The sequence below is a fragment of the Faecalibacterium sp. Marseille-Q4164 genome (genome assembly GCF_017377545.1).
GTDB lineage: Bacteria > Bacillota > Clostridia > Oscillospirales > Ruminococcaceae > Faecalibacterium > Faecalibacterium duncaniae.
Genome location: NZ_JAFREJ010000004.1, coordinates 154395 through 167001 on the forward strand (window position 1 = coordinate 154395; position 12607 = coordinate 167001).

The window sequence follows — 12607 nt, forward strand, 5'->3', positions numbered from 1 at the left end:
TCGCTCCTTTCGTTGTTTTGGTATAAGGGTTTGGGATTATCCCAACAAGCAAAATCCCCGCCGTTCTTGGTAGAGAAAAGCGGAGATTTTACGGAAATGGGTACCCGTTTCCTATGCTTGCTATTCAAGTTCTTTGTCCCTCTGAACAGATACCCTGTAATTTACATATTTGCCGCCCGTGTCGGCTAAAAGTACCGTTCCGTCGTAGGTTTTGCCCGTCTTTTGAGAATACAGCTTTTTTACTTTTGCTTTGCCGCTTTTTAGGAGTTCGGCGGCAATTTTCGGAGTAAAAGCGGTTTTGCGTTCCTCAAAGAAACGGTCATTTTTCCACATAGCAAAGGAACATTCCTTGCTCGAACAGTAGTAATTTTTCTTGCCCTCGAATACATCACAGCCGCAGCGCGGGCATTTGCCGATTACGGTCTTTTCGCTCTGAAAACGCGCCTTGTCTTTATCGGAAAGGAAAGGATAGGTTTTCACAAGCTCACGCGCCATATCCTCAATACCGCACATAAAAACGGCAGGGTCAGACTTGCCCTTTGCAATCTGCGTCAAGGTGTTTTCCCATTCAGCCGTAAGGCTCGGAGAGGTAAGGCTATCCGGCAGCACACAGACAAGGTTAATTCCGTCTTTGGTAGGAAGTAGCTGCTTGCCTTTGCGCTCGATAAAGCCGCCTTTAATGAGCTTTTCAATGACGGCTGCGCGGGTGGCGGGAGTACCAAGCCCGCGACGCTCTGCGTCCTCGTCGGTTTCCTCGCTTCCTGCGTGTTCCATAGCCGAAAGCAAACTTGCTTCATTGTGCGGCTTCGGGGGCGTGGTTTCGTGTTCTGTTACCCTTGCGGCAGGCTTTTCAAATCGCTGTCCCTCGGTAAAGGGCGGCACATCAAGCACAAGGGCGTTTTCCTCGTCGTCGCTGTCGGGTTTCTTTTTAAGAGAAGCGCGGTATCGTGCTTCAAGCTCTTTCCACCCGCCGCAAAGCACCGTTTTACCCTTTGCCGTAAATTCTCGGTCTGCACAGGAGAATACCGCCGTAACCGCTTCAAAGATATGCGGCTCGGCGGTAGCGGTCAAAAGCCGTACCCCTGCAAGCGTAAGGATATTTCGCTCACTTTCGGGAAGTGCTGCAAGGTCGCTTTTCGCAAGCTCCATTGTGGGAATAATGGCGTGGTGGTCTGATACTTTTTTACTGTCAAGCACACGGGCGATATTTGCCGTGTAATTTGCACCCTGCATAAACGGCAGCTTGTTCAGAAGCAGGGCGGCAATCCCCGCCGCCGTAGCTTCCATATCATCAGTTAAAAAGCTGCTGTCCGTTCTCGGATAGGTAAGCAGCTTCTTTTCATACAGAGATTGTGCAAGGTCAAGGGTCTGTTTTGCCGTGTAGCCGTAAATGCGGTTAGCTTCTCTTTGCAGGCTCGTAAGGTCAAAGAGCTTTGGGGGTGCAACCGTCTTTTTCTCTTTCGTGATAGAAAGACATACCGCCGCCGACGCTTCGCAGGCCGCTTTCAGTTCGGCAGCTTCCGTAGCTGCGCGGATCTTCGCGCTTGCCGCTTCCGCGCCGGGTAAATCAAGGCATACAACATAGTATTTTTCTTTCTTGAAGTTCGTAATAGAAACATCACGGTCAACAAGCATTTTAAGGGTCGGGGTCTGAACGCGCCCCACATTCAAGGTCTTGCTATAAAGGCAGGAAAAAAGGCGGGTCGCATTGATACCGATAATCCAATCGGCTTTTGCTCTGCACAAAGCAGAAGCGAAAAGGGGGGCATAGTCCCGCCCGTCTTTTAGGCTTTCAAAGCCCTGCCTAATAGCTTCGGTTTCCATTGAGGAAATCCAAAGGCGGCGCATAGGCTTTTTGCAGTTCGCCGTTTCATAGACAAAACGGAAAATCAGCTCGCCCTCGCGTCCTGCGTCGCAAGCATTGATAACCTCCGTAACATCTGCCCTGTGCATAAGCCCTTTAAGGATTTTGAATTGTTTTCCCTTGTCTGCGGCAATCGTATATTTCCAATCCTGCGGCAGAATAGGTAAGCTGTCATAGTCCCACTTTTTGTATTGTTCGCCGTAGGCGGCAGCTTCCGCAAGCCCTACCAAATGCCCGACACACCAAGAAATGATATAGCCGTTATTTTCAATATATCCGTCTTTTTTACCCGTAACGCCAAGGGCGGCGGCAATCGCCGCCCCGACGCTCGGTTTCTCTGCAATTACAAGTTTCATTCGTCCTCGTCCTCCTGTCCGTTGTCTGCGCTTTCGGTTTCGTCCTCCGGCTCGTCCTCGTCGTATTCCTCAAAGTCAAAGTCCTCAAGGTCGGTATTGCCCTTTGCTGCCTGCTTTGGTTTCATCACTTTGAAATAGTACAAAGCACCGCCGCCGCCAAGCAGGGCAACGACAAGGAAAATCACAAGCCCGCCCATATTGTTTTGTTCCTCCTGCGGCTCGGCAGGCTCCGGCTCGGCTTCCTTGCCCGTACAGTTATTCATAGCAACGCTGCAAACGGGGCAGGCCGTATTGATTTTGCCCGTTCCGCATTTGTCGGTACAGTTGCATACGGCAGGCGGGGCTTCGGTTTCCTCGCTTTCGATAATCGCCAACAGGTCGGCTTCGTCCACCTGATTTAAGAAATGCACCTTGTTTTCTCCCTCGGCGGCGTGGTCGATAACGATATAGAAATAGTTTCCGTTTCTGCTCTGCACAACGATAAACTGCTTATCCTCGGCGGCTTCGCCCTCTATGTCGTCCACAAGGCTCATATTGCCCTCCGGCGTTAAGGGCTGCGGGTCATAGATAACCCCGCTGTCGTCGGTTTCGGTTTCCTCTGCGGGTGTCTGTGCAAAGGCGGTAACGGAAAAACCGCCCAAGCACACAAGCGCGATACAAAGCACGCTCATAATACGGATAAATCCTTTATTCCTCATTTTCGCTGTCCTCCTGTTCGTTGTAGTGGTCTGCGGGGATAGGGGTCATACCGGGAATACCGCCGCCGGAAAGCAGGGCGGTAAGCTCGGCGGGGGTCATGTTCATAGCGCGCACAAGCTGGACGATTTGCAGATTTTCCGCTTCCGTCCTCTGTACTTCAAGGGTTTTCAGCTTGTTCTGATACTCCGTGATTTTCTCACGGGTCTTTTGGATTTCCTTGTCGATACGCTCAATTTTGTTCATAGCCATAATAAAATTCTCCTTTCAGATTTCAAAAAAATATGTGTTTGTTAGTTCCAATTCATCAGCCCGTACCCTTTGATACAGGCATAGTCAAGGGCATAGCTCTTTATCTTGCAGGCGTCGCCCGAATTGCCCTCAACGGTGTAAACGCGGCTTCCGTCTGTGCCTATCACAAGTCCGACGTGGTCGGCGCTTCCGTCTAAATCCCAATCAAAGAAAATGGCGTCGCCGGGTGCGATATTCTCATAGCCCCGCGCTCCCCATTGTCCGTGAGAGGTAAACCAAGCAACCCCCTGTGATTGACAAGCCGCAAATCTCGGCTCGGATAGCCCTGCCTGCCCATAGCACCAAGATACAAAGCAGGCGCACCATTCCACACGGCTGTTAAAGCCGTACCAGCTCCAATAAGGATAACCGCCCACATTTCCCGCCTGCGTTTTCGCAAGCTCCACAAGGGCGGTATTGCCGGAACGGGTGCCGTTTACAAACTGTACGCCGCTTAAATCCTCCGACGCTCCCGTATCGGGAGAGCCGCCGCCAAACAAAAGCGGCTTGTTTCCGCTTGTGGAAATATACACGCCGTACATTTCAAATTGTTCCGGGGTCAGCTGCTCCTGTGCAATAGAGGAAATGGTCTTGTTCGTCAGCGACACGTTGAGTATGTAATACTCATAGGGTACTTCAACTTCGTATTCGTAAGTTTCCGTACTTGTTTCGCCTGTTTCCGGGTCAGTAACGGTATAGCTGCCTGTCCTCGTTTCCGTTCGATAGCGTATCTCGGTTTCGGGGGTCAGCGTCAAAGTGTACTGCATATCAAAGACGCGGTTAATTTCGCTCTGTGCGCTCTGCGGGGTGTAGGTCTGCAAAAGTGCGGTCAGATATGACGCAAGCTCGTGGGGGTTATGCCCGATATTTGCAAGGTCATAGCGGTATTCATCATAGCCGGGATATTCGCTTTCGATATTGTCAATCTTTCTTTGCAGTTCGCTTTCCTTTGCGGCATAGTTATTTTCCGTTGCTACAAGGTCGCTGTCCTCGGAAGTGTAGGAAGTTCCCAGAACGCCGTTCATCACGCCGGAAAACATTGCCCCGCAAGAGGACAGCCCGGACATAATCAGGATAAACAGAAGCAATGCACCGACAGCTACCCCCACGCCTGCCGGGTGTCTTGCCACAAACGCCGCCGCTTTCCTTGTCTGCTCGGCTGCCTTTTTTGCCGCCTTGCCCGTTTTCTCGGCTGCGCTCTTGATACCTTTTGCGGTGTTCCTTGCTTCCTTTGCATACTGCTTTTTAATCTGCCGTTTCTGCCAGAAGCGGGAAACGGGATTACTTTTTAGCTGCGGGTTATCGTGCAAAGCCTTGTGGTATTGAAAATCCACATTTGCCTTGAACGCTGCTTTTTCTGCCTTTGCCGCCTCCCGGTAGGGTTTCAGCTTATGGCTGCGGTAGCCCTGTTTGAGTTTCCTTGCCCCGTACTTTGCGCCGCGCTCGGCAAGTTCTTCCGATTTGTGCGCCCCCTCAACACCCGAATTGTCCTTTTCAACCGAATGTATCTTGTTGTGGATAAAAACGCCCGCTTCCTGTGTGGGGCGGGATAGCGGGTTGGCCTTTTCCTTAAATCCGGGCGGCTTGTCCTTTTCCTCAAAGTGCAGGCGGTTTTTCCCTTTGCCTGTGGCTTCGTCAAAAGTCCTTGTTTTTACAAGTTTCTTTTCCTTTGGGATAGCTGCCCTTGCCGCGTCCAGACGGTCTGCGGCTTTGTCGGATTTTCGGATATACTTTTCAAGCTCCGGTGCGGATAGTTCTTCTTCCGTGAATTTCAGCCGTGAGGATTTTGTTTCTGCCGCCATTTCCGCCTGTGCCTTTTGCACCGCCTTTTTGGAAGCCTTGCGGGTATGGGCGGCGTCAAGGTGTCCCATAATGCGCTCGGCTGTGCCTGTGTCGGCTTTGGAAGCCGTAAACGGGGCAGACGGGAAAGGGGCGGCTTCGGGAATGGGGGTTGTCAGCTGCGCCGCGTCCTGTGCCGCCTGCTGTTCGGGGGTTTTCTGTAAATCCGTTTCCTGTTCCCGTTTGCTGATACGCTCGGCGGTCTGTTTGGTTTCGTTGACTTCGACAGCCCCGTCACGGGTCATTTTCTGCGTGATTTTGTCACGGGGTTTGTATTCTTTCAAGCAGTTTCACCTCCTTATGGCCGGTAGCACCTGCCGGTTTCAATATCCGCAATGTATTTGAGGATAGGATATACCTGTGCAGGCACAACGGCGTTTCCAAGACATTTTAAGCGTTCCGCACGGTTTTCGGTTATCTCGGTCAGGCGCGGGATTTCGTCAGGCTCTTTTCTCCAGATTGAACGTCCGTCCACTTGTGGGGGAAGCCCATCAGCCATTCCACCCAATCCGGGTTGAGTGCCGATTTCTCCGACTTCGGATTTTCCGCAAATATCATCTGTGCCGCAAGGCTGCCCGTCGGCTTGCCCTTTTTCACGGCTTCGGGTTTCAGCGTCGAACGGTAGCTGTCCGACGCCATAGGGGTTAAAAAGTAAACCGCTGTTGATAACTTTGCCGACCATTCCGTCCCGTTCTTCTTGACTACCCGCACCGAGCCGGTGTCCGAAAGCCGTACATTTTTTGTTTCCGCCTGCGGCTTCGTGTCGCAGGCAAGGGGTGTGGGAAACATTAAACCCCACGATAAAAGTTCGTTTGCGCTCATGCCACGCGCCGACGGCGACAGCAGGCAGTACGAAAACCCTAACGGCGTAACCCGCCTTTGCCAAGTCAAAAATCGTTTTGTCGAGCCCCATATTGATGAAGCCAGCAACATTTTCTCCAAGCACATAAGCGGGTCGCAGTTCTGTGATAACCCTGCACATTTCGGGCCACAGGTAGCGGGTGTCCTCAAAGCCTTTCCGTTTTCCGGCACTTGAAAAGGGCTGGCAGGGGAAGCCTCCCGATATGAGGGTAACGGTTTCTTTTCCTGTTTTTTCAATAAAAGCCTCCTTTGTGAGTGTAGTAATATCCTGAAAGCGCGGCACCTGCGGCCAATGCTTTTTCAGGACTTCGTTTTGATAGTCAGCCCATTCACATTGACAGACGGTAGTAAACCCCGCCGCTTCTGCGGCTATGTCAATACCGCCTATCCCCGAAAACAGGCTTAAATGGGTCAGTTCTTTCAATGGGCGGCACCTCCGACTTCCTCCGGCTTCGTCGTCATTACCCTGTAAAGCTCGGTATCTGCCGGGAAGCGGTCAACAAAAGGCAGCACCACATTCCCGTAAAAGATAAGCCCCTCGCCTGCGTCGGTGTGGGTTACATACTTCATCTGCTGTGGGGAAATGTTAAGCTGCTTTGCAAGGATAGCCCTGTCGCCTGCGGCCTGATTGAGCATAAGGACAAAATCGCTGTTCTCAAAAATGTTCTCAACCTCACGGCTTGCCAAAAGGTCTTTGACGTTCTGCGTGATAGCGGTCGGTATGCCGCCCCATTTTCTAAATCGCTTCCAAATCTCAACGGAATAGGCTGCGGTCTGTTCCTCTTTGAGCAGCAAATGAAATTCGTCCATATAGTAACGGGTAGCCTTTTTTTCCGCCCTGTTTACCGTAACCCTGTTCCATACTTGGTCTTGCACAATGAGCATACCTAACTTTTTAAGCTGCTTTCCAAGCTGCTTAATATCAAAGCAGATAAGGCGGTTTGAAAGTTCTACATTCGTCCTGTGGTTAAAGACGTTCAGGCTTCCCGAAACGTAAAGCTCCAATGCGGCAGCGACACGCGCGGCCTCCGGCTCCGGCTGCTTCAAAAGCTCGTTGTAAAGGTCGCCCAAGATAGGCATATTCGCAGGGTCGGGGTCTGCAAGGAAAGGTCGGTACACATTCCTAACCGCCCTGTCGATAACTGTTTTTTCAACGGGCTGCAAGCCCTCTTTGCCGCCGATAACAAGCTCGCAGAGGGAAAGGATAAAGTCGGATTTCAACGCAAGCGGGTTGTCGTCCTCGCTGTAATTGAGGTTAATATCCATAGGGTTTACATAGTGGGGGCTTGTCGGGGAAAGGCGGATTACCTGCCCGTGCAGACGTTCTACAAGGGGGTAATAGTCGACTAAGTCGGCGGGATTACTCCCGCTTTCTCGTCTAAGAACCGTACGTGAGCGTTTCCACTCATACGGCTCAAGCATTTCATCACGCTTTCGCGCGGCGCTCCAAGAGAATTTGCTGGCAATGCTTATGGACGTAAGCCATATTGCGCACCTCGTCCTTGCCGCCCATGGATTTCGGGACTTTGAAGAAAATCTCCCTCTCGTCACCGATGTCCATGGGGAGTCCACAGTGATAGCAACACCCTTTTTGGTTCTTCCAGACCTGCTTAAAACGTCCGGACAGGCGCTCCATTCCATGTCTGAATTTCCGATTTGTGAAGTATTGGGTGTCAAAGTAGGGGTTTGCATCCATTCGTACCTTGGTATGGCGGATAATCGGGATACTGTCTGTTCGCTGAAGCACTTTGTCCTCGGTGGAGAACACCCAATTCCGGTCACCTCTACGGTGCCAATAGTTGGTGGAGACCCACCACTGTCCCTTGTGAGGATGGCGGCGTTTCGCCCACCGCCATAGTAATTCATAGAGAGTGTAGTCGATATGGGAAAATGCTTCACTGGCGCAGACCGACTGGTGATAATTTGCCCAACCACGGATCAGCCGGTTCAACACTCCAATCAGGACTTCCTGCTTCCACGCCTTACCGCGTCCGAGGATCGTCTCGGACAGAGAGGCTTTCAGGGCTTTTAAGGCTTTCTTGGATGGCTTGACGATGAGCTTTCCTTTGAATTTTCGGAATGTCCAGCCCAGCATATCAAAACCGTCGTCGATGTGGGTGATGACCGTCTTTTCCTCGGACAGTTCCAGCCCTCTGGCTTGCAGAAAATCGCGGAGGATGTCTTTGGCTTCTTCCGCAATCTCTTTTGTGGCCGCTGTGACAATGAAATCGTCGGCATAGCGCACCAGATTGACCCTGCTCTTGTTGTGGACAAATGCACTGACCTCACCCTTGGCACTCAAATCAAAGTGGTCACTCAGGACTTTTTGCATTCCGTCCAGCGTCAAGTTTGCAAGTATGGGGGAGATGATGCCGCCCTGGGGTGTGCCCGCATCGGTGGGGAACAGCTCATCGCGGAACACAAATCCCGCTTTCAGAAACTGTTTCAATACAGATTTGTCCATGGGAATATGCTTAATGAGCCAGTCGTGGCTGATATGGTCATAACACCCTTTGATGTCGCCCTCCAGCACCCATTCCGGGGAGTAGCTTCGGCTGAGCGCCGTGAAGATATATTCACAGGCATCCTGCGCGCAGCGCCCCTTGCGGAAGCCAAAGGATTTCGTATCCGCTGTTGTCTCTGACACCGGGTCGAGGGCCAGTGCGTAGAGCGCCTGCAAGGCCCTGTCATACATACAGGGGATGCCCAGCGGGCGTTTCGTCTTTTTGCCCTTTTTCTCAATGAATACCCGACGCAGTGGCTTTGCCTTGTAGCCCTTGTCTGTCAGGGTCAGAACACCGCGCATTTTAGCGGCTGGGGTAGACCACAGCACACCATCCACGCCCGGTGTCTTTTTCCCTTTGTTGGTGGTCACTTTCCGCACCGCCAACACTTTTGCATAGTACGAATGAGTTAAAAGATACTGCAATCGTTTCACTGTGTTCCATTTATTCTCTTGGGTCGCCTTAGCAATCCTGGCTTGCAGCCTATTAACCTCGGCTTCTGCTTTCTTCCAGTCGATGGATTTCCACTGTCGTTCCAGCGCCGCCGCGTCCGGCAATCTCTCAGGGTTTTTACACCCCGTCGTTGAACAATTACCGTTCATAGGTTTACCTCCTTTTCTTGCTATGAAATACCGTGGGATAAGTCAGCGCCCTTTCGGGCCGGGGCAAAGTCTGAACCCCTATCCCACCCCATTACAGGGCGGGCGTTCGCTTTTTATCCCGTTCCTCTACCCTCTGCGCCATTTCTTCCCCTTGCGGGGTCGATACCTCTGCATTTCTGCAAAGGAACGCATAGGGCTTACCACGTTCCGCGCAACAAATAATTGTGTGCGTTTTAGGAGCCATCTTTGAGCCGGGAGGATTTGTGTCCATTTGCTGGGGGATTGCGAAAGTTCCCACAGCCGCCTCCGCACCTTTTGGTGTAGGCGTGTCAGCCTGATTTCGCCTATTCCCTGTAACGACCCTTACGATGATTCACTTTACGTTCTCCATGACGCACTTATCCTTGCAGTACGGCTGAGTTAGGCTCTCAGATTTCCCACGTTGTCCCACAGGCTCCCCACCCCGCCGTTACCAGCGGCGCAGGCTGTGGTAGGATTACCCCAAATGGATAGGGCAGCTTTTTTAGGCAATTTGTTACGCGACTTCGTGTCGCACCTCGGCTTCGGGGTCGCAGATGATAATATCGTCGTCGGTAATGAGGAAAATGTTTGTGATTTCCCTTTTTGCCGCAAAGGATTTACCGCTTCCCGGAGTTCCCAAGATAAGCCCGTTTGGGTTTTTGAGCTTCTTCCTGTCGCACAAAATCATATTGTTAGACAGGGCATTTAAGCCGTAGTAAAGGGCTGTGCCCCTCTGAAAAAGCTCCTGTGTGATGAACGGGATAAAAATAGCGGTGCTGGAAGTCGTCAGCCCCCTTTGGATAGGGATAAGGTTATCCCCAAGAGGAATTGAGGACATAAAGCCCGCTTCCTGTAAGTAGTCAAGACGGGTCAGGGCGCAGTTGTTTTTCTGTGCGATACCCGCCGTAGCAAACACATCATTTTCAAGTTTCCGCCTTGTGTCTGCCATATTCACGACAAGGAAAGTAAGCAGGAACATACGCTCGTTGCGGCTCTGTAAATCCTGCAAAAGATTTTTCGCTTCGCTGCCGAATGTGGCAAGGTCGGACGGGATAATATCCATATCGTAACCGCTTCGCACCGCCTTTTTCTGTTCCTCAATCTTCATCTTGTCAAGGTCTGTAATCTTGCGCTTAATGGTCTTGATAGCTTCGGTCTGGTCGATACTCTTAATGTGGAGATTGACGATAATACCGTTTTCAAGGTCAAGGATTTCCGATAAAATACGGTCATTCAGTTCCGGCGCAAGGATTTCAAGGAAGCTAACCGCACCTAACTTTTTCCCCATACGGAACATTCGCCCCTCGCCAAAACGGAAAGAGGACGGGGCGATAAAGTCCTTTGTGGAAAGCCCCGACGGGGCAAGCCAATCAAAGGAGAAACGGAACGGCTCGCCCTCCGGGTGGAAAATCCCGTGTAGGGTCTGCAAACGTTCATAACCCGTCATAGGGTGGGCTGATACTCCCAGCACCTTAAAATTATTGAGTACGTCGGTTTCAATGCGGGAAAGCCTTGCCTTCGCTGCGGTCAGATTATCCGCTTCAACGGAAAAGGTAATGTACTTTGCCTTTTCAAGTCCGTTGTTGCCTTTTTCAAGCTGGTTTTTCAGCATATCCGCATACTCGGCACGGATAGAGTTAAAAGCGTCGTCCTGCTGCGGGATTTGAATGGCCTCCTGCGCCTTTTCTTTCCTTGCGCCCTGATTGATGAAAGAAAGCTGCACCGATACGGAAGCGTCAAAATAGTTTAAGAAGTCGCACCAATTCTCAAAAATGGCGGTCTTGTCGTCAGCCTGTGCAAGCTGGTAGTTGATGTCCTCAAACACAATGCTTTTGCTGTATTTCTTTTCCGATACCTTGCAAATTCCGTCCGGGTACATCTGCACATAGGGGATTGTCTGCTGTGCCGTATGGGGTTTCCCGTCGCCCTTTGCCCTTTGGATAATGGCGGCGATTTCCTTTTTTTCGGCGCGGGTCAGTTTCCGTTTAGCCCCTGCGGGGCTTTTCTGTCTTGTGGTTTCCTTTGACAATAGCCGATACCTCCTTTTCAAGTTTTCTTTGTTTTTCTATGAGTGCATAGAAATTGTCGGTCTGGTAGGGGCGCTCCTTTGGTCGGATAAACTTTGTCTGAATGACATTCTTTATCACGGTTTCAAGGGGCTGCCCGTGTTTTTCATACATAGCCAAGAGGAAGCAAGGGAGCATTACAACAATCATCACGAACGCCGCAACGCTCGTTCCTATGCTTCCTTTGAGCAAAAAGAAAAGCGGTAGTCCTATCGCAAGGGCTGCCGCAAAGCAAATGATTTGCCGCTTCGTCAAGTTGAAAGCGACTTTTGTTTTGACTTTGGATAAGTCTTTGGGTACGGGTACATAAGCCACGCCAAAACCTCCTTTCTGCGGGGTGTACCCGCTTAATGTGCGTTAAAAATCGACTTCGCAAGTGCGCCGGATTTGAACAGGGAGAAGCAGAGGATAACGGTGTATGCCGCAAGGGAGAATATCGCGCTGTGCAGATTATCCGCTATAATCATACTGTTTACCAAAACCGCATAAATGCCGACACATATCATAATGAGGAAGCCTTGAAAACCGAGGGCGAACAGGGATTTTAGGTAGTTGTTTCCTATCTGTCCCCACTCGCGGTTAGTCATTGTTGCAAACGGGATAGGCGATACCGAACAGTAAAGGTATATTTCTATCATTCTGCCGTAAAGGATAACCGTAATAAGCACCGACATAATTTTCATACACAGGCTTACAAGGCTTGTTTCCATTACAAGCAGAAGCAGTTCGGGGATTTCCATAGCGTCAAGTCCTGATTGCATAGAGGATAGGGCGGCGTCCACATCTATATTTGTGTTGCCGCCGATTACCCCGGCTGCGCCGGATACGACGTACTGCGCTAAATCGAATACCGCCATTGTGATATTAAAGGTATGGGTAACGAGATATACCGCTACCCACGCCTTGAAAAACCACTTGAAAAACATAAATGTGTCTATGTCGTGCATATTGTTCTTTTCGGTTATCATTGAAATAAGCTCCACGCATAGAACATAGGTAATGACAAGCCCCGCAATGGGTACAATCACATTTTCCGATAGGGTCTGTATCATAGAAAATATGCTTGCGTTCCACCCCTGCGGGGTCTTGCCTACCTCTGCGGCGATAGTTCCGACTTTTTCGTTTACGTCCCCGAACATAGTTGACAGATTACCGTTTATGGCTCCGATAAGGATTTCCTTTATCCATTCGTTAATCGCGTCAAGTATGCTCTGCATAAGCCGTTACCCGCGCTTAACCGAAAAGCCCGGAAAGCAAAGGTACAAGGGTCATACCGATAAGGGCAACACCGCCGCCGGCCATAAGCTGTTTCATACCCTGTGATTTTGCGCCGGGGTTATCATTTCCGTAACCCTCCATAAGATTGATTACTCCCCAGATGCCCAAGCCTGCACCAAGAGCGATAACGAGTGTCTGTAATACGCCTACTGCTGAATTAAAAAATGCCATATATTTTCCTCACTTTCTGCCGCTTTGCGGCTGTCAAAATAATTGTTGTTTGGTTTTG

At 50.7% G+C, this 12607-nt stretch carries 9 protein-coding genes and 2 pseudogenes; all 11 read right to left on the bottom strand.

From position 1 onward, the window contains the following. Nucleotides 1-120: 120 nt before the first annotated feature. Nucleotides 121-2220, bottom strand: coding sequence for a DNA topoisomerase 3 (locus J3352_RS06805; protein WP_156066421.1), 2100 nt, complete (start codon nucleotides 2218-2220; stop codon nucleotides 121-123). After that, on the bottom strand, nucleotides 2217-2918 hold the full coding sequence (locus J3352_RS06810) for a DUF4366 domain-containing protein (RefSeq protein WP_156066423.1): 702 nt from the start codon (nucleotides 2916-2918) through the stop codon (nucleotides 2217-2219). Before J3352_RS06810 ends, J3352_RS06805 begins: the two co-directional genes overlap by 4 nt. After that, nucleotides 2908-3168, bottom strand: coding sequence for a DUF4315 family protein (locus J3352_RS06815; protein WP_156066425.1), 261 nt, complete (start codon nucleotides 3166-3168; stop codon nucleotides 2908-2910). Before J3352_RS06815 ends, J3352_RS06810 begins: the two co-directional genes overlap by 11 nt. A 41-nt stretch (nucleotides 3169-3209) precedes the next feature. After that, nucleotides 3210-5291: a CHAP domain-containing protein gene (locus tag J3352_RS06820; protein ID WP_156066473.1), complete on the bottom strand. Its 2082-nt coding sequence runs from the start codon at nucleotides 5289-5291 to the stop codon at nucleotides 3210-3212. Between the two features lie 53 nt (nucleotides 5292-5344). Further along, nucleotides 5345-6331: a DNA cytosine methyltransferase gene (locus J3352_RS06825; protein ID WP_156066427.1), complete on the bottom strand. Its 987-nt coding sequence runs from the start codon at nucleotides 6329-6331 to the stop codon at nucleotides 5345-5347. After that, nucleotides 6328-7251: pseudogene (locus J3352_RS06830) on the bottom strand (VirB4-like conjugal transfer ATPase, CD1110 family); the annotation flags it as partial. The pseudogene J3352_RS06830 and the gene J3352_RS06825, both read right to left, overlap by 4 nt. Before the next feature lie 82 nt (nucleotides 7252-7333). Continuing rightward, on the bottom strand, nucleotides 7334-9013 hold the full coding sequence (gene ltrA, locus J3352_RS06835) for a group II intron reverse transcriptase/maturase (RefSeq protein WP_156066431.1): 1680 nt from the start codon (nucleotides 9011-9013) through the stop codon (nucleotides 7334-7336). 556 nt (nucleotides 9014-9569) lie between these two features. Continuing rightward, nucleotides 9570-11063: pseudogene (locus J3352_RS06840) on the bottom strand (VirB4-like conjugal transfer ATPase, CD1110 family); the annotation flags it as partial. After that, the gene (locus J3352_RS06845) at nucleotides 11020-11415 is read right to left on the bottom strand and encodes a PrgI family protein (RefSeq protein WP_156066433.1); all 396 of its coding nucleotides are present in this window, start codon (nucleotides 11413-11415) and stop codon (nucleotides 11020-11022) included. The gene J3352_RS06845 and the pseudogene J3352_RS06840, both read right to left, overlap by 44 nt. 32 nt (nucleotides 11416-11447) lie before the next feature. Beyond that, on the bottom strand, nucleotides 11448-12317 hold the full coding sequence (locus J3352_RS06850) for a VirB6/TrbL-like conjugal transfer protein, CD1112 family (RefSeq protein ID WP_156066435.1): 870 nt from the start codon (nucleotides 12315-12317) through the stop codon (nucleotides 11448-11450). 16 nt (nucleotides 12318-12333) lie between these two features. Further along, nucleotides 12334-12549 carry a Maff2 family mobile element protein gene (locus J3352_RS06855; protein WP_045147112.1) on the bottom strand — a complete coding sequence of 72 codons (216 nt, stop codon included), beginning with the start codon at nucleotides 12547-12549 and terminating at the stop codon, nucleotides 12334-12336. Nucleotides 12550-12607 lie beyond the last annotated feature (58 nt).